The 18,907-nt window shown below is 31.9% G+C and carries 13 protein-coding genes and 1 rRNA gene; 1 reads left to right on the top strand and 13 read right to left on the bottom strand.

Annotation, left to right across the window (positions count from 1 at the left end):
• The 10 genes from C9J35_RS20510 to C9J35_RS20470 all read right to left on the bottom strand — a co-directional run.
• A 16S ribosomal RNA gene (locus C9J35_RS20510) occupies positions 1–349 on the bottom strand; the annotation flags it as partial.
• A gap of 584 nt (positions 350–933) precedes the next feature.
• Positions 934–1,380, bottom strand: coding sequence for a MarR family winged helix-turn-helix transcriptional regulator (locus tag C9J35_RS20505; protein ID WP_107926518.1), 447 nt, complete (start codon positions 1,378–1,380; stop codon positions 934–936).
• 103 nt (positions 1,381–1,483) lie between these two features.
• Complete coding sequence (locus C9J35_RS20500; RefSeq protein WP_107926516.1) at positions 1,484–2,551, bottom strand: flavin-containing monooxygenase; 1,068 nt, start codon at positions 2,549–2,551, stop codon at positions 1,484–1,486.
• Positions 2,552–2,819: 268 nt separating this feature from the next.
• The gene (locus C9J35_RS20495) at positions 2,820–4,652 is read right to left on the bottom strand and encodes a TnsD family Tn7-like transposition protein (protein WP_107926514.1); all 1,833 of its coding nucleotides are present in this window, start codon (positions 4,650–4,652) and stop codon (positions 2,820–2,822) included.
• A 19-nt stretch (positions 4,653–4,671) separates the two neighbouring features.
• Positions 4,672–6,300 carry an ATP-binding protein gene (locus tag C9J35_RS20490; protein WP_107926512.1) on the bottom strand — a complete coding sequence of 543 codons (1,629 nt, stop codon included), beginning with the start codon at positions 6,298–6,300 and terminating at the stop codon, positions 4,672–4,674.
• The gene (locus C9J35_RS20485) at positions 6,297–8,447 is read right to left on the bottom strand and encodes a TnsB C-terminal domain-containing protein (RefSeq protein WP_107926510.1); all 2,151 of its coding nucleotides are present in this window, start codon (positions 8,445–8,447) and stop codon (positions 6,297–6,299) included. Before C9J35_RS20485 ends, C9J35_RS20490 begins: the two co-directional genes overlap by 4 nt.
• Positions 8,428–9,057, bottom strand: a complete 630-nt coding sequence (locus C9J35_RS20480) for a TnsA endonuclease N-terminal domain-containing protein (protein ID WP_327324122.1) — start codon at positions 9,055–9,057, stop codon at positions 8,428–8,430. The genes C9J35_RS20485 and C9J35_RS20480 overlap by 20 nt, the downstream gene beginning before the upstream one ends.
• Positions 9,033–9,263, bottom strand: coding sequence for a hypothetical protein (locus C9J35_RS24775; protein ID WP_327324120.1), 231 nt, complete (start codon positions 9,261–9,263; stop codon positions 9,033–9,035). Before C9J35_RS24775 ends, C9J35_RS20480 begins: the two co-directional genes overlap by 25 nt.
• A gap of 502 nt (positions 9,264–9,765) precedes the next feature.
• Positions 9,766–10,941: a hypothetical protein gene (locus tag C9J35_RS20475; protein WP_107926508.1), complete on the bottom strand. Its 1,176-nt coding sequence runs from the start codon at positions 10,939–10,941 to the stop codon at positions 9,766–9,768.
• Entirely contained in the window at positions 10,934–13,141 is a 2,208-nt protein-coding gene (locus tag C9J35_RS20470; protein WP_107926506.1) for a sensor histidine kinase, read from the bottom strand. The genes C9J35_RS20475 and C9J35_RS20470 overlap by 8 nt, the downstream gene beginning before the upstream one ends.
• Positions 13,142–13,434: 293 nt before the next feature.
• On the opposite strand from C9J35_RS20470, the gene C9J35_RS20465 reads away from it, so the two are divergent.
• Positions 13,435–14,682 carry a DNA cytosine methyltransferase gene (locus C9J35_RS20465; protein ID WP_107926504.1) on the top strand — a complete coding sequence of 416 codons (1,248 nt, stop codon included), beginning with the start codon at positions 13,435–13,437 and terminating at the stop codon, positions 14,680–14,682.
• A 135-nt stretch (positions 14,683–14,817) separates the two neighbouring features.
• Here the strand turns inward: C9J35_RS20465 and C9J35_RS20460 are convergent, their stop codons facing one another.
• From C9J35_RS20460 to C9J35_RS20450, 3 genes are read right to left on the bottom strand one after another with little or no spacing between them, the layout of a single operon-like run.
• A complete protein-coding gene (locus C9J35_RS20460; RefSeq protein ID WP_054768628.1) occupies positions 14,818–15,441 on the bottom strand; it encodes an SMI1/KNR4 family protein in 624 nt (207 codons plus the stop codon).
• 38 nt (positions 15,442–15,479) lie between these two features.
• Positions 15,480–17,006: a Tn7-like element transposition protein TnsE gene (locus C9J35_RS20455; RefSeq protein ID WP_107926350.1), complete on the bottom strand. Its 1,527-nt coding sequence runs from the start codon at positions 17,004–17,006 to the stop codon at positions 15,480–15,482.
• A complete protein-coding gene (locus C9J35_RS20450) occupies positions 17,003–18,832 on the bottom strand; it encodes a TnsD family Tn7-like transposition protein (RefSeq protein ID WP_107926348.1) in 1,830 nt (609 codons plus the stop codon). Before C9J35_RS20450 ends, C9J35_RS20455 begins: the two co-directional genes overlap by 4 nt.
• Positions 18,833–18,907 lie beyond the last annotated feature (75 nt).

Raw genomic sequence — 18,907 nt, 5'->3', positions numbered from 1 at the left:
AGTCTGGGCCGTGTCTCAGTCCCAGTGTGGCCGATCACCCTCTCAGGTCGGCTACGCATCGTTGCCTTGGTGAGCCGTTACCTCACCAACTAGCTAATGCGCCGCGGGCCCATCCTATAGCGACAGCGAGATGCCGTCTTTCAGTCTTTCACCATGAAGCAAAAGAGATTATTTGGTATTAGCCCCGGTTTCCCGGAGTTATCCCAAACTATAAGGTAGGTTGCCCACGTGTTACTCACCCGTCCGCCGCTAAATCAGAGGAAGCAAGCTTCCTCGTCATTCGCTCGACTTGCATGTATTAGGCACGCCGCCAGCGTTCGTCCTGAGCCAGGATCAAACTCTCCATAAAAGAAATTTGATAAGCTCAAATTGTTTTGCTGGCATCAATTTTGATGTCCAAAATTTTGTTTCGTTCACTTATCGAAGTTAGCTACTAAAAACTATATTGATTACGTTTTGCTTGTTCAGTTTTCAAGGTTCATTTTTAATTGCCGTCCAGCGACAAGAATTAATACTATCAAAATGTGAAACAATAGTCAATAACTATTTTTAAATATTTTAATACTGTCGAAGTGACAGGTTTTACGATATAACATAATAACTTTTTATAAGTCAACACTTTTAATCAAATACTTCAAATGATGAACACTACGAATCGCCGCTCCGATTGCGTTCGTTAGTTGAATAAGAATTAAACAACTTTAACCTTACTAAACAATAGGATTTGTTTATCTTTAAAAGCCTCTTTATCGATATACTTTTTTTATTGGGCTATTTTTTTACAGTTGGATGGAATTAATTAATTCCTTAAAATTTATTATTTAGTACGGACTACATGTTATTAGACATAAAATCAGAGTACGCTCAGATAACTATACGCACTCTTTAAGATTATGTTTTATTATTCACCATTAATATTTATTTAGTAACCAATTATGATGATGGTTTACAACAAAAGCTTGATTTTGCCATAGCTTTATTAAAGAGTTCAATTGAACGTAAAACAGTTTCTTTTTCGAAGTCATTCAATTGCGAAAAAACTTCGTTTAAATAATTGTTTATCATTTCATCTATTGTATTAGCGACAAGTGTACCCTCCACAGTTAGTGATAAGATGTACACTCTTTTATCTGATGTTAGAGGAGTTTTTTTGACAAGATTCATCTTAATAAGAGTTTGAATCTGTCTACTAAATGTAGTAATATCCATTCCTATTGCATCTGCTATTTGTTGCATAGAAGGATTATTTTGTTTGTCTATCTCATATAGAATATGGCTCTGTATTGGTGTGATGTCAATTGTTCCTACAGTACAACATGTTTTATTTAGTAAAGCAAACTTTTGGGTTAAAACTTGAAAAAGTTCACGTTTATTTTCCATTTAATCATCTCCTCCTATAAAGACATATATATTATCTATTTGTAATATACAACTAAAATATATTTAATTTTTATTTGAAGGAGTTTTAAATGTTCTCACTACTTCAAAAGTCTCTACTTTTCAAATAGTGAAGTAACCTTTTTACAACATACTTAGAATCCCCTCCCACACCTCTTAAAGTTGCAGAAGCAAATGAACGTTGTCCTTCTAGTCCCACAAAATACAATCCGGGGATAATGCTAATACCTGCCTTTTGTAAAGGCATTCCTTCCTCATCTAATGCACCAAGTAATTTCATATAGGGTAGATGTGGTCTGAATCCTGTGGCATAGATAATGGTATCTACTGGCTCCTTTTCTCCATTAGGCCAGATAACTCCATCTTCATAGAAAGACGTAAACATCAAATCCTGTTTAGGATTTCCCTTACTAATTCGTTCTTTATATCCACCTGTGTCATTCACGGCATTTGATCTGGGTGCAGTTTTTCCAAAGCGCCAGAAAGGAAAGGTATCAAAACCAATTATTTTCAACCAGTAATGTATATCCAATCCAAGTAAACGTTGTTTTACAAATTTTATTGGTTGTCGTACTGAAAGAGTAGTTTTGCTAACCTCAGACAATTCAACAGCAATTTGCACTGCCGAATTACCTCCTCCAATTACGATTACCCTTTGGTTGTTGTGAAATGGCTTTGTATTTCGATACTCTGAAGAGTGAAGTGTCTTCCCTTGAAAAACTTCTCCCCCTTGGATTTTAGGAATATAAGGATTATTAAATGAGCCTGTAGCGTTAATGATCGTTAGAGCTTGAAATGTATCGCCTGTGGCAGTTCGAACAGTAAAACCTACTTTACTTTTCTCTATCAGATCTACTCTCTGATTAATTAAAACAGGCAATTGAAACTTATTTTTGTACTCCTGCAAATATCGAATGACTTCATCTCTTGTCGGATAGCGATTCAGATTTCCAGAAAACTTCATACCAGGCATAGAGGAAAAACCTGCTGGAGAAAACAATTTAAGACTGTCATAATAACTTGGCCAAGATCCCCCAATCTGATTACTTGCATCCAATATTAAAAAACGCAGACCTTTTTTCTGTAAATGGTAACCTGATGCAAGTCCAGCCTGCCCTCCCCCAATAACGATTGTATCAAGCATCTCTTTCATTTTTATTCCCCCTTAATTATTTGCATTTCGCAAGTATTTAATCACAATAATATACTAAATTTTTTTTATCAGGCATTAATATTTGGATTAATGGATGCCTATATAAATCTTATTTAACTTATCGACCTAATGAATAGTGATTTTTATGAATTTAAACCGAAAATCTTTCATGAGATAGTTATACTTCTTTTATTTGCAATTTGCAAGTAAATTCACAAAAAATGAAAACCACTCTAATAAGTGGTTTTAGGATAGAATACAGTTCATGTCATGTTGGATGATTCAAATAAATCATTATTTCTTCAGTTAAATCAGGATAATAACTTTCTCTTATACCAGCTTTGCGTACTATCTTCCAAAATTCAAGTTCCTCGTCCCTTAGCTGTTTCACTGACCAATTTATTCGCCTCTTCTGAAAGTCATTTACACTTTCTTTAACGCTTTCAATATAAGCCATAGTTCGTGGCAACTTATCTGCTTTTTGTTCAAGGAGAGATAACTGATTAATCTTTTTACCAATACTGCTTATCGTTATTTTTACAGGCTTTTCTCGGGTATTTAAATCTTCAACAGCCATTTTTACTTTAGCCAACATTTGAAGATCTTGCTTCACCCAATCCACCCTTTTGTTAGTAACAACATTAGTCCTAACGAACGGTGGATGTTTTTTTAACCATTCCTTATCATGCCTATAAATTCGCATATAAAACGAAGGGGCTTTTTTTCTAAGTTCTGTTCTTGAAAAAGTGGGGTATTGAGTGATTAAATCTAGCCAACTTTGTTTCAAATCACTTTTAATATTATTTTTCTTATTAATAGGCTTACTATTTCTTGGCCTTGAATACTTAATAATTGTTTTCGTATCAACTTTTAATATTCTTGAACAAGCTTTATAACTCATCTTTTCACTTTCAATCAATTGATGGAGTTTGTTCATCCACGTCTCACCAAACGCCTTAATACGCCCAATTCTTGTTTTATCGTTTTCGGTTTTATCTGGACCCTTACGGGAATAGACGAAACCACATACACAAGAGAAGGTTCCTATGGGGCTTTTAGTATCATTGCAACGTGAAACTTTCAAATTAGTAATAACAGGCTGAAGATAGTGTTCAGCTGCAGGATTTAAACATAAATATGGTCCTTCACCAAATGGAGTGTAATATTTATTTGCATGCTGTTTAATTGTATCTACTGATTCACCTAAAAAATGAATAAGCAGTAAATGCCGTACAGGATGAAAAGACTTCCGATGTTTTCTTGTTATTGCCCTTAACCAACACTGTCCATCTACACCACTCGGAAATGATTGCATCAATAATAAAAAATCAGTTTTATACTTCTTAATAAAGTCTTCTTCTAATCGCCTTTGGTCGATTGTGCCGCTTGATTTTACATACCCTTCACGATGCAAGAGGTAATGATAAATCTCTAATAAATTTAACTGTTCAAATTTATAATCCTTTTGATTTAAATTGCTACTTTCTACTGCAAAATGTCGTAACATATCAAAGTTTACTTTTGAAAAATCACTTTTATCGTCATTCTTTAAACTGTTTTCAATGTTTGAATAAAAATACGAAGAATTTCCTTGCCTTATTAAGATTGAGCTATCTTCAAGCAAGACAGAATGCTTTAAGCAAATAAATACACTTGATAATTGGTGATATGTCCGCCAATATGGTTCTCCATTCATTTGAATATCTTCATTAAAGCAGTTTGGACAATATCGAAAATACATAGGTTCTTTTACTGTCCCAGCCATTTGACCTGTTGAATAGTGCAAGGAATTATTGCCACAGCCATTTAACATTTTATCTCGAACATTCTGTTTTATTTCATTTGAAGTAAAATTCGTATAGTAGTTATACAATGTATGATAATTTATCCATTCATCAATACTTGAATTTAAAAAAGGATTTACTCTTGCAAATAATATCTCTAAATCAGTAGTTAAATCAGGAATAATATATGCTTTCTTTTTCCCAAACAAATCGATAGTTGAATCTTTATTGCTTAAATTCCCTGAACGTTTATGGTATCTAGCCAACACACTATAAAATAGTTCATCTTTAAACATTGAAGGAAAAAAAGCTAACATCTTTTTTATTTACACACCCTTACATTATTAAGTCATCTAAAGGATTTTTAATATATCCTTCTCCACATAATGCCTCATAAGCAGAGCGTTTATTCTTCTTTCCTTTATCGATTATTGATTTAAGTTTATTCGCTAAAACATCGCTTTTCACTTCACTTTTCTTTTCTTTCTTTTCCTCAATATATTGAAGCGATAAAGTCATTAGTTGTGGAATTGTTGAATCAGGTGACGTTTTCAATGCATATTTAGCAGCACTTTCAGCAATTTTTTCATTAACATCTAAATTGATTAAAGATATGATTAATTTCTCTAGTATTGGAAGTTCTTTATTTGTACGATCTTGTGCAATCTTTTCTTTTTTTGCTAGCACTCTTGCCTTAAGATCCATTACTGGCATTCTATTTTGTATATATTCTTCAATATCAATTGGAACAATATCTTCGTATTTTGCAATATCACTTGGGTTTCCAGATTTAAGAGCCTCCAACATAGGTTGAAGAAGTTTCAAATCTTCTTTCGCTACCTTTTGTATAAGTTGTGGAGTTATTTTTTCAAGACCAGATTCGATTGCCCTCGCTTGTGCGAGTAGATATAACTTTACAGCAACATCTACAATCCCCTGACTCTCTTCGTAAATGGTGTTTAATAATTCTTTAGTCAGTTCCGTATATTGCTTTGTCCACTGATAATCCCACATACTTGTGATGAGTACTTCCCAGTCATCATCTTGTTTCATTTGCTGCCATACCATATCACCTTGACCACTACTTCTACGTGCCTGTCGGAAATCTTTTTGTAATAATGCCTTTGCTTTCATAGTACCAATGAACATTACCGGTACTCCAATTTCATTCACTAACGTTACAAAAAAATTCATCATCATTTCTGATGCTGCGCCTGTTGTAGATAATAAGTGCTGAATTTCATCAATAATTAGAGCACCTATTGAGTGTAGACGAGCAACTTGTCCCATCCGAGTTACCATTGAACTAACAGAATTTGATCGTTTACCGTACTTCTCAAAATAATTAGTACCTATCAATAAATCGATTTTTTGGAAAAAGTCCATGCAAAGGGTTTTTAATGAACCATCATGGGGACAATTCAATTTTAACCATACAATTTGAATCATATTGATCGGGCTTTGATGCAATATTACTTGTGGATAAAGAGATAGCACCCTTTCTATTGCAGATGTCTTACCTATTCCCGGAAATCCTATTAGAGTGAAACTTGACGCAGAAGAGCGTATATCAGGCGGTAATCCAAATTCCTCTTTAGTAATAAGCTTGTTGTGTAATTCATGTAGCGCTTGAACATGTTTTTTGTGTAATGGATTTCGATTTACGTATCCATACCTAATAAAACCTGAAAATCGCTGTTCTAAATTTAATGTTTGATTTATAGGCTGATAAAAACGAGATAAACGTAGCAATGAATGATATCGATGATGATTTGATAAATACCTTTCACTTTCATGATATAAAGGTAAAAAGCTAAGTTGTTCAAATGCTTCTTCCTTAGAGAGAATTGGGGGTAATGCTTCAATAAGCGGATTCCCAACATATTCTATAATTTTTTGTTCAAGGTACTCAGCTTTTTGTACCACCATACCGTTTTCTAATTCAATGATTATTCTACTGTTCATTCCTTTTTCATTCCTCGTCGTTTATTAAATAATTCCTTAATTAAAGAGGTTTCTGATGTATTTGTATTAAGCTCACTAGGATTAAAATCTATAATATTTTCATGATTATTGCTTTGCTGGATACCTAATTGAAAAGACTCCTGCTCTCTTTGTAAGGCTTTTTCAACGTGTCTATTTTCTCTAATACTTTTAGTCTTTTGCGTTTTAGTAATATTCTTACTTTGTGTTTGATTAGCGATTTGTATAGACTCCTTAACAATGGCTTCAATGTTACCGAAAAGATTAATATCCTCTTGAAGTATTGTATGTCCATTTTTTTTGTAATCATCTCGTTCATTTCTTGTTAACTGTTCGATTTCATCTATAACTTTCCCTTTATATCTCTCTTGGTGTTCTAAAAGTGAACACATTTCAAACAAAGATTCCTCATTTGTATGAAGATAAATATTATCCATATTCCGAGGGTCATATGATATATCGACTTTCCAACTTTTGTTCATTCTAGCATTAACAAACCAAGATTCTTTTATTGCCATTTCACAACTATATAACATTCCTTTAAATTTTATTCCTTTAGAAGTTACAGTAGCTTTATCCCTCGGCATTAGATAGAACTTTATAGTATCAGAATCTACCTTCCTTAACTTTCCTGCTCTATTGTTAATTCCCCATTTCCAAAGTTCAATTGGAGTTGGTTTAACATTATCTTCAATCATTCCTGTATCTCTTGTATAGTTTTTCATATAGTAATTCTTGTTATAATGTAAAACAAAATTAATAATAATTTTTGTATATTGTTCAAGTGTTAACTTAGCTTGCAGTCGATAATCTTTAGCTCCTCTTTCTCCAAAATCAGTTTGTATGTATCCAGGTAAGAAAGGCTTTACTTTTTCTTGGGTAGTATCGAATAATTTTTCAACAATACCTTTCCAGTCAGGTCGAAATGAAGGTGTATTTTCAATAGAAACATTTAATCCGCTTATTAAGCTGTTAACGCTATAACCCTCTAACTCACCTCTATCACCTATAATAATTTCTGGTAAATGAGCTGATGGCCACGATTCATCCGAGATATTAATACCATAACTGCTACAGAATTCTTTCTTACCCGAAGCTGCATTTGCTATAGCCATCATCATCCCTGCCCACGATGGTCCTTCAAATCCAATATACATACCAGTTATTAAGTGTGAATATACATCTATAACAAAGTAGATAATGGGTCTTCCTACTATCCAATCTGAGTTAAAGCTTGAAATTAAGTATATATTAGCTACAGTAGCATCAATCTGATATCGTGATCCGGGTCCAATTGTTTCATATGTTGAAGAACCCAATACCGCTCTACTGTTACGCTCAAAACTTTTTATACCTTCACGTTTTTTGACAATTTGTTCGATATTAAATTCTTTCTCATACCAATATTTAAATTGAGTCATAGTAGGTATACTATTCTCGTCTAATATTGATACGTATTTTACTCCGTTTTCATATCTTACTTCTCCTGCAAAAAATTCTTTAATCATCATCTTATATGCAAATACTAACGTATTTCTCTTGTCTGACAGGTAATATTTTTTTATAGCTTTTCGAAAAATATCTTGTATTTCGTTAGTAACATTAATACCTACGGTATCTCCTAATCTTGGGCGTCCTCTCTTTTTATCACCACTCTTTCTTGACGTCCCTCCCGCACCCGAATTTCTATAATTAGGAATAAGACAATTAATTGTCATCCCACCTTGCCAATATCTTCTTAAATATTTATATAATGTTGCTTTTGAAAATTGCTTTTCACTAGCTAATTTCTGCACTTCTTTACCACGTAATTCGCTTATAAATATTGACGGCTCATTTTGTACTACATCTTTGATCAATTCCCAAGCATTATCCCTAATTTCTCTCTCCTTATCAGTTAAATCATCCTTAACTATTTGGTGATTACCATTCGGTGTTTCTAACTTAACGTATATGCCCTCTAACAACCCTTGAATTAAATTATTAATTTTCATTAACATAGGTAATGCTTTTGAGGATTCTATATCTATAACATAGGAGGCGGTATTTGTTTCATCAATCCACAATAGACGATAAATTTTATTATTTGTTAAATCCTCTATTAGTTCATTAACTGCTAATGTAATCAAATTTCTCCCCTCCGCTATCCTTTATAGTTATTTCACTTATTTTTATTTTTCGAATGTCTAACTTCTCTACCATATTAATGGCAATCAATTTTCTTGCAATCAAGTGTTTAACATACGTAAGTGCTGTTCCTACTTCTAAATTGTAATCCTCATCAAATCTATTACAAAAATTAATTATCTTTAAATTCTGACTATTTTTGTTAGTTAGGGTCTTTAATAACTCAAAAGCTAATATTTCATCTTCTTTGGAATCTAAGAAATAAAATTTATGTACCCACTGAACATTTTTAACAAACCACACTGGTAATTCTTTCTCTGTAACAATTCCCCAATCAATACCTTTTTTCTCCCAATATTCTCGTTCAATTTCAAACTTCTCAATTACCCTTGGATCGTCTAAATCTTTACTCGGCTTTACTGTTCGAGCTAGATAGATTCTTTGCTTATTTTTTATGAAGGTAATTAAAAAATCCGTTGTCATTGGAATAATTGTGTTACTGCTATTATCGATAGAATGAAGAATGCCTTTTTCTTCTGCAATTTTAAAAGTTAATTCTCTATCTATTGGAAATTGTTCTCTAATATCTAATACGTTATCTGACCAATCCAATAAAAAAAATAACTTCTCTCCAAATTTGAAAAGAATTCATGCTGCCTTGTAGTCTTCCAGCCTTTTATTCTTGTTACATTTCCATTTGAAGAAAAGTCTTGAACATTTAACCACGGAATATACTCACTTAACTCTCCCTGACCTCTGCCTTCCTTTAAATATCGTGCAAATTTCTCTTCCGTCCACCTACTCTTTCTTTTTTCCATATTTAACATATCCTCCTTCTAATTGAAATAAAAAATCGTATTTAAGGTAATAATTACCTTAAATACGATTATAAACAAACATCTTCAATAGTATACAACTTTATTATTCAGTTTAGAACTTTATTATATTTAAACACATAGTGTTGGTTTGGAATAAAGTTTGATTAAAAGTGTGCTGCAAACGTTGATTTTATAATAGAAAAAACCCATACATTTTGAAAAAAGATTGATCAAAATGTGTAGGTTTTATTTTGACGTAATGAAAGTTTTTATAAAAAAGATTGATCGAAATATTTCTATAGGTAATTATTTTAGCCTTTCTAAATGTTTTATTCGCTATGACATATGTTAAAAGCATGCTGTGAACATTGACTTTATATAGAAGAAACCCATAAATTATGAACAAAAATTGATCAAAATTTGTGGGTTTGATTTTTGAGTTATGTGGTTTTTATAAAAATGACTAAAGTACATGTAAAATTAAATTTGAAAATACCCTTATCTACTCTTCTTCATCATTAATGTCTAGTATAGTCTTTAATAATACATCTATATTTAAGTTTGGTTGCCCTTGTCTCGCAAAATAATTTGAAAATCTAGCACCAATATCTTTCGAAAATTTACCTGAGATAGAGGCGAATCTTTCCATCTCATTTAACTCTTCTTTAGTTTTAGAATAGATTTTTTGGAAATTTATCAATCCCCCTGGGAATTCCATATATTTAGGTAAATAATGATATTTATCACTGTGATTATTAGTAAGAAATTCAACAACTTTTTTCCTTGCACTTTCTTTTTTACCTTTAGATTGACTTTCGTTATATCTTTGTTGATGCTCTATAAAAGGTGTTATTGCATCTAATGAATCAATTTGGGCAATTATTATCTTCTCATACTTTTCTTGAGCCATATCGCAGGCTGGAGATAGAATAATATAGTAGTTAACATCATCATATAATATGTCCCCAAAAAAATAATTGCTCTTTATCGGTGGGCTGATAAACACCTCGAAAGGATGATAGTCTGAAAAATCCCCACCATTTTCTTCTATTTCTAAGTGCTCTTGTAATAATGCTAAGCAGTACCTTACCAATGATTTTTCATATTCATTATTATCTAATAACTCTTTGTCCCACAAATGAACATTTTTAGAAAAACTGCCCCAAAATATTTTGTTCAAATACTTTTCGACTTTTCCTTTGGTACCTATAGTAGCTGTTATTCCATTATTATGAAATTTAATAATTTCCGAGATGATAGAATCCACTTTATCTGTCTTTTTAAACACTTTAACAAACTCATGTTCAGAGCTTAAAAATTCAACTTTCTCAGGAAATCCTGATCGAACAAATATAGGAAAGCGTAATCTATCAATAATGATTTCAATTAAGCTAACTCCTTCATCATTCCCAGATGTTCCATTAAGTTTCAAATCAATAATAGCTGCATCAAATTCATCTTTAAGAAGAGCGAATATCGCGTCTGAAAATGTTTTAACAGCTTTTTTTTGTATCTTTATACCATCAATTTTCCCTGTTTTTCTATTGAAATCATTAATAGCATCTTCAATCTGCTCTATTTGTCCATTTTCATCCTCTATAATCAATAAATTAATAATTGTATTAATAGTTTCTCCTTCTAATGTGCTAGTTTGTAGAATACTTGTTTCACTACTCAATTTCTATATCCCCCAGTTCAATTCGTAAATGTGCACCTTTATCAGAGTATAGGGCTTTTAAGTTACCTTTATTTCTTTTTAAAGCCTCCCCGGAAATAGCCAATCCCAAGCCTGTTCCTGATTCTTTGGCACTGAATCCAGGAGAAAAAATTGCCTCATTTTCTATAAATTCTTTTTTTATACCTGGCCCATTATCAATTATGTCAATTAAAAGGGAACCATCTATAATTTCTGAAGAAATACTTATACTTTTATTTGTATTCTCTACGTCCATTTTCAACCAGTAAATACTATTCTCGATGAGGTTAGTAAATACCATTCTAAAATCCTTTTCAATTCCATTCCAAGTGATTTTGTCTTCTTTAAAGTCTTTAATTACTGTTATTTGGTTTTCTATTAATTCATTTTTAAAAACATTTTCGATATGGTCAATAATCATAGAAAGATCCACTTCTGTTATCTTTCCTTTTTTAGTCATTGTTAAGGGGTCTAATTTATCAAAAAGTTCTAATAAAGCAATTGTTTCGTCATTAGCTTTACCTAGCCTGTCAATTGAAATGTTTAAGAGCTCTTCTTCCCTCTCCTCCCTAAATTCTTTTAACCACTCAAATACTCTAGGAAGAGTATTTGAAAACCAACTAGTGTGCTTTCTTCCCTCATGAAGAACAACAGTTGTGATACTACCTAGTGTAGCTTGTCCTTGATATAAAGCAATAATCTGTTTTATTTCTTCATATTCTTTTTCTTTTTCCTTTTTAATTTCATTCAAACTTTCGTTGAACACCTTAAAAAACTCTTCTGTAGCTTCTCCTTTACTTTTCCCTTTAGATACCTCGTCAAATTTCCTCTCAATACTTTTACTTACTTCATCTTGAAACGCAGAAAAATCAAATAGATTTTCCATTTTTTGATAAATGGTTTTCTTCTTTGTTTGATCCATAGATCTTCTAAAATCAAATCTTCTATTTTCTAATTCTCTTAATGCAGCAATAACTTGCTCATTAAGCCCCTCAAAGTAAGCATTTTCCTTAAGACCATCTCGAGCACTTTTTTCTTCTAATTTAGAAGCCTCTTCTGGTTGAATAGAAACAAATCCAATGATTTGGTCTACACCTATCCTTAATGATGGATTTTGAACTCTTCGACTATCTAAACCAAGCCAATCAAATCCTTTGTCTCCATGTGGCCTAATTCTAAATCCTCCCCGATATATCCCGACACCAGTCAATTCCTTCAATTTCGATGTAACTTCTCTTCTATTAAAAGCCAAATCTACAGTCTTTGAAAGTTTTTGTTGTAAAGATTCTAAACTAGCTGTATCAAGATCGAACACCCTTAAGTCTATTTCTATTCTTCCACAATATTTTTCTTTTTCAGGATCTAAATTAACTTTAAACGGGTCAATTACTTTATGTTGCTTTACATCCAATGAATTATTTTCAAAATTCAAATTTGCAATACCCTGATCTGTTATATGTCCAAACAGTCGATAGTTGTACATTTCTACTATTGGAAGTGGCTCAATAATGGTCTCATAGGTGTTATATGTATCAGAATCATCAATAAAATTAGTAGTTTTAAATTTTATTTCAAACCTATCATTTTTAAAAGCATTTTGAAATGGTGACACTAATTTTCTTAATTCTTTTTCTAATTTTTTGAGCTCTTTTTTATTCCATAAATCAAAGTATTCATTATCTCCAATAATTCTTAATAAAGTGCCATTTGGTTCATCTACACTAGTAGTTTCAACTTCAACTCTAACATCTTCTAAGTATTCTTTCTCTTCGAAATCATCCCAATTCACATATACAATGGTTTTGATTTTATCGTGCACGGTTTCCATTTGTAAATAATTACCTAATATTGCTACAGCGTACCTACCAATTCCTTTTCTCCCTTGTAATGGCCTTTTCTTAAATATACTGTGTTGTAGATTTAATTTATTTGGTGTTGCTGGAACAAGCCATGCATTTGTGATAGTATTTAAATCCATTCCATGTCCATTATCTTTAATCTCGATAGAAATTTTGGTTTCTTCACCTTCTGTATACTTTGAAAAATTAATTTCTACATCTTCGGCATCTGCATCGTAGGAATTTTTCACTAATTCTACTATTGATGCCGGTATATCTTTTATAAGATCTTTTCCAATAGTCGTAATCATTCTCGCGGCTGGTCTTAAAGGTAATTCTTGCACTTTAACATCCTCTCTTTCTCAATAAAATTATATCCTATTAATATTAATTAAATCTAATTAATACTTTTATAGAAATAATATACATGGTCTACAGTTTCATAAATATTAGTACGTTTAAAGCAGTACCCATATATTTGAATTAATTTTACTACAAAATGTTATTTTGGTAACTAACCTCTATTAATAACCTAAAAATTATTTTTTCATAAGAATAAGAATCACTAAAATTAATTGCTTCTCTAGACTAGTTTTTCCTTCACTAACCTGGTATATTTCATAGAGAGGTGAACAAGATGAGGGTACTAGATTTATTTGCTGGGGCAGGGGGTTTATCAGAAGGATTTATCCAAGAGGGTTTTGAAATTATTGCAAAAATAGAAAAAAGTAAGCCGGCTTGTGAAACATTAATCACACGGAATTGTTATCACTTTCTTAAAAATACCCCTGACTTTTATCAATATGAAAATTACATAAAAGGCCTCATTGATAAACAAGCATTAATTCGTTATGCAAAAAAGTATGGTTTTGATGAAAATACAATTATTAATCTAGAAATTGGTGAAAAGACGATTGATTTAGCCATAGAAAAGGTAAAAGAAATATTAAATAATTTGAATTTGGATGGAATCATTGGTGGTCCACCTTGCCAAGCTTATTCTTTAATAGGTAGATCAGCTAATGACAAAAAGAAGGAAAATGATGAAAGAATATATCTATACGAGTACTACATCAAATTCTTAAATGAATTTAGGCCTAATTTTTTTATATTCGAAAATGTTAAAGGATTGCTTTCTTATAAGGATATTGATAACACGTTATTACTTCCAAAAATCATTAAAGCTTTTGAAAACTGCGGATATCGTATAGATTACAAGTTATTAGATGCATCAAAATTTGGTATTCCGCAAAAAAGAGAAAGGCTATTTATTTATGGTTATAAACATGAACATATTGATTTTTTCAGACAATTTGAAGATGAATATTCTGAAAATGATATTTTTATCACAATTAATCAGTTGTTCTCAGATCTGCCTAAAATAAAAGCTGGCCAAAATTACAGTCAATTCAACTATCTATCAACACCTATAGAATACCTTAATAATACACTAATTCGCCCTAGAGAATGGATGGTTTTAACACAACATTTATCGAGACCAAATAATGAAAATGATTTAGAAATTTATAAACTTGTTGCCGAAAGTAAACAACAAGGGGTTAATATACCATATTCTGAATTACCTAAAAAGCTAATAAAGCATAATAATACGGTTTCATTTCTAGATAGATTTAAGGCACTTAACGGTAATTCCATCTCACATACCATAGTCGCACATATTGCAAAAGATGGTCATTACTATATTCACCAAGATTCAGAACAAAATAGATCAATATCTGTACGAGAAGCAGCAAGAATACAAACCTTCCCAGACTCTTTTTATTTTGAAACGTCAAGAACAGCAGCCTATACTCAAATAGGAAATGCCGTTCCACCACTTCTAGCAAGAAAATTAGCAAATAAAATAAGAACAATCCATCAATGACTATGGATTGTTCTTATTTTATTTCTCAACAAAAATATTCTATTTATTTTTGTTTTTGAGTATACTTATTAGCCTCTAGTGGATAATTCTTTAAAGAGGCTAGTATTAACAATTTATATAATTAGATTAATGTCATCAGTCATCCAGCCACTCCCTCCATTTGTTTGCATATACACAATCAGAATCAATCCCACTTGAGGATACAAATTTACTAATTTGACTAAAATTCGTACCAAGACAGCCTAAAACAACCCAACGGTTCATAAAGTCTATAAAATTCGTACCAAGAAGAAGCATTTTTTCAATCTCTTCTTTTTTAGTTTCTTCAGAGTAGATTACAGGTGAATCTTTAATTGACAAATCTAACGCAAGAATTCCACCATCAGCAAATCTATGAAAAATCATCTTATTATTATTGATTTTTTTATTTACACCATTATTAAGTTCAAGTAATATATCTAAATCCCAACCAAAATCGCAACTTAAGCCAATATACTCATCCGGTATTACGATAAGAGGATTATCACTTTTAATTTCCCAGAATATGTGTAGTTTTGAAGAAAAATTTAGTATAGTTTCACGAAATGAATCTGGAAGTTTATATCCCAATTTCTCTTCAACTTTTTCTACCCTTTCTATTTCTGCGCAATCACCGCTTAAAAAGCTGTCATTATCAATACAGTTCTCCCAAAGATTATCTAATATTTCAACTAATCTTTTATTCCAATTTTTCCAAATCAACTGACTTGATACCGCCAATATATCCAATCCCTTTCAATTTTAAGTGACTGTTCTTATTAGATTTTACTCATTATTAACCTAGCTCTATGCATGTATTCTCTCTTACCATGTCTTAATGTTAAAAAACTTCCTTCATTAATTTTTAATCTTTCATCTCTCCAAATTCCAGCAGTATTAATTAATTCTTTTAAAATCCTACGATACACCGATGTTATATTTCTTTGATTTTGTAAAAAATATATACACGTTGAAATCGCCTTATCTTCTCTTTCTATTTCAATCACACTAATTTCTCTTCCAAAAAGTAATTTAACTTCGGCAATCACATACTTTCTCTCAGTTACACCATCACTCAAATACACAAAACGTTTCGTACTAGAAAATTCCTTTAAGCTACCTTGAATAATATTAATGGACTGTACTTCAGGAAAATCCTGCAACACTCTCATTACTTTAATAAACTCACCCAATTCACCATCAATGTTTACATCTGATAATACTTGCTTCTCTAATCCTCTTGTAACTTGATTTCCACCAACATCAGCTGTTGACCGATGTAAAGAGTCATTAATAAATCGTTTCTTAGTATGCTCATCCTCAAAATCACGCTTCTTATTGGAATTTCTACGAAGCTTAATTATTTTAGGCATCTGAATATATTCATGCTTTTGATTATCCATTTCTACAACATCAAAGTCTTCGCTTGTTCCTTGCATTTCTTCATCTAATAATAATTCATCATGTGGACCACTTAGCTTTTTCTTATTATGTAATGTATATTTCTTAGGCTCACTTGATTTTTCAGATTGAACTACTTCAGGATGCTCAAATGAGATTTCATTATAAGGAATATGTTTATTCTTCACATTTACAACACGTAAAATTGTGCCACCGTTCACATTAGGTTTCACTATCGCTTTAATACTAATTGGCTGTTTAAATGACCAATCAAACTTTAAAATCCCAGTGTTGTTAAATGTAAATGCTACATTCTCAAATACATTTCTTAAATCTTGATTTGTAAGCATCCATACAAGTTGGTACAGAAAATTTGATTGCGTATATTTTGAGTGATATTGCGACGAAAAATGCAAATGAATTTTATTACTCTCATAGTTCTCTATAAAATATTGAGGAAAGGAATTCGCCTCAAAGAGCCTATATAATAAAAAACGATTCGGTGCTAAAATACTACGAACCACTTCAATTAAGGGCAAGATATAACTCTGACTCCCTTGCTTTACAATAAAGCTCCTTGAAACATCTTTATCATTAGTCCCTTGCACACGCCATTCCTTTTCATACATAGCAACATTATTTGGATAAATGGTGATTTCTACTTCCTCTGTTTCTTCAGGGGGCGTACTTTTTCTAATATCACCATCAGTATAATAATGTTGAATGGCCAGTGCTGGAAGTGTTCCCCAATCAACTAATAATTCTTCTGTTTTTCCATCTGCTCTAAAGTAGGCATACATCATTACTTTCTTTTCATAGTGGAAAGGAGAGCTAATCCAGATTAATTGTGCTTTTTCTCCATCTTTAAATGGCCAATTTTTTAGTTTAACTTGTTGTTCGCTCATTTTCGGTTCACTTCCTGCTTCATTTCAATATAACGTTTTAATCGAGGTTTTATTTCATGAAAATGATGTGATTTAATTGCTGCAACTCCCTGGATTCGCCATAAATCAATTGTGCTGTTCTGCTTTAATAATTCATCAATAATCTTATAACACCGACGTAATTGAAACTCTGGGACAGACTCGGTAATATCGTGCAATAACTTATTTGTTTTTGGTAGCTTATCTAAATGACGCTCTAAATTGGCTAATATACCTAATCGTCTGCCTAAAACGGATTTTGTTATTCTAATAGGCTTAGGTTCTTGTATTAGTTTCAGATATAATCTTTTTATTCGCTGAACATATTGCTGATCGCGTTTCGACCAGTTCACAGATGTTGTTGGTTTATTCTGCCTCTGTACTTTAGGTAACATGCTTTCTAAATAGCTTTTTTCATTACGATATAAATACATGTATTGCTTTGGAAATTTTTCTCGTAATTCAGTACGGGATAGTCCTGGATTCTGTCGAATTTCATTTAACAACTCTTTTTTGTATTGACTCAATTTATTAACACTGTGTTCATGGCTTGCTGTTTGTTTTAATTCGACACTTCCACTTAAATACCTTTTGATTGTTTTAGAATCTACCCCTAAAATTTTTGCCACCGCTCGAATGCTCAATTTTTCTTGTGCAAGAGTTTTTAATTTTTCTATCCATACACCACCAAATGCCTTTACTCGACCTATTTCAAACATATCCGTTGTTTGCTTCCTTGCATAAATAAAACCACATGAACATGTAAATGTACCAATCAAATTTTTGGATTTATAGTCTCTGGTCACTTCTACCTTTTGAATTATTAGTTGCTTGTAATGCGATGCAGCCTTATTCAAACAAGGGAATGGTCCTTTACCAAAAGCACCAAAGTCTTTTGTAAGCACAACAAGTTCCTCTATATCGTGCTTTAAAAAATAAAGAAAGAGCAAATGACGAAATGGATGTACGTGACGCTTCATATTACGGGTTAATACCTTTAGCCAATTATATTCATCTTCCTCACTTAACTCGCTTTGATAGCATTTTAAAAAGTCCCTTGAAAATGTAATTTTAAAAGCTTGATACAACTCATGCTGACGAACCCGATTCGAAGCTGTTATTAATTTATGCTTTCGTAACAATGCTTTATATTTAGAAATAATGTCTTCCCTTGAAAGTGAGTGCAACGGTAAATGAAGCAATTTGTAGGCCTGCTTTGCTAAATATACTGACATTTCTTTATGTGGATCAATTTCATATAACTCTGATAAATTCATATGGTTTAATTCGAAACGAATATACTCAATGCGACTATCTTTGATTACGGGGTATTTTCTTAATAGAACTTCATGGTGAGGACAATAATCTATTCCTTGTAGTTGATGTTCCCGATGAATATACGGCTCTCCATATTGCTCTGTATCTGATCTTGCACAAATAGCACAATAATAGATACCGTTTTTAATACAAATGCTTCCAGCGACCATTCCTAGCCTTGTATAAAGTGCCTTACCATCTTCTTTTACATCGTTTAATATTTCTTGTTGACGCTGCTTCGACAAAAATGAAGCATAATAAGGATAAATTGTGTGGTTAGCCAATAGTGATTCTATAGAATATTGAGCACCTAGTTTTTCTGCTAATACAGAAAAATAGCTACCCATTCCTATACTCGGTATCACAGAACGATTGTCAAACAACTCTTCCAACGTATCTTTACAATCAATATTGCCACTATAAAAATGATACCTGGCAATTGCTGAATATATTAATTCATTTGGATAAGGATTTGTAAAAAATGGTAACATCTAATGTCCCCCTAGGAATACTCGACTTATTTCTATAATGCCGATATAACTAGTTTTTTAGACATGAGACGTTAC

It is taken from the genome of Lysinibacillus parviboronicapiens, from assembly GCF_003049575.1.
GTDB lineage: Bacteria > Bacillota > Bacilli > Bacillales_A > Planococcaceae > Lysinibacillus > Lysinibacillus parviboronicapiens.
This window is presented reverse-complemented; position numbering and strand designations above follow the sequence as displayed.

Bases quoted from the DNA above. Each gene is read 5' to 3' on its own strand.
- C9J35_RS20505 (WP_107926518.1), bottom strand. From the start codon at position 1,380: ATGGAAAATAAACGTGAACTTTTTCAAGTTTTAACCCAAAAGTTTGCT.
- C9J35_RS20500 (WP_107926516.1), bottom strand. From the start codon at position 2,551: ATGAAAGAGATGCTTGATACAATCGTTATTGGGGGAGGGCAGGCTGGA.
- C9J35_RS20495 (WP_107926514.1), bottom strand. From the start codon at position 4,652: ATGTTAGCTTTTTTTCCTTCAATGTTTAAAGATGAACTATTTTATAGT.
- C9J35_RS20490 (WP_107926512.1), bottom strand. From the start codon at position 6,300: ATGAACAGTAGAATAATCATTGAATTAGAAAACGGTATGGTGGTACAA.
- C9J35_RS24775 (WP_327324120.1), bottom strand. From the start codon at position 9,263: ATGGAAAAAAGAAAGAGTAGGTGGACGGAAGAGAAATTTGCACGATAT.
- C9J35_RS20465 (WP_107926504.1), top strand. From the start codon at position 13,435: ATGAGGGTACTAGATTTATTTGCTGGGGCAGGGGGTTTATCAGAAGGA.
- C9J35_RS20455 (WP_107926350.1), bottom strand. From the start codon at position 17,006: ATGAGCGAACAACAAGTTAAACTAAAAAATTGGCCATTTAAAGATGGA.
- C9J35_RS20450 (WP_107926348.1), bottom strand. From the start codon at position 18,832: ATGTTACCATTTTTTACAAATCCTTATCCAAATGAATTAATATATTCA.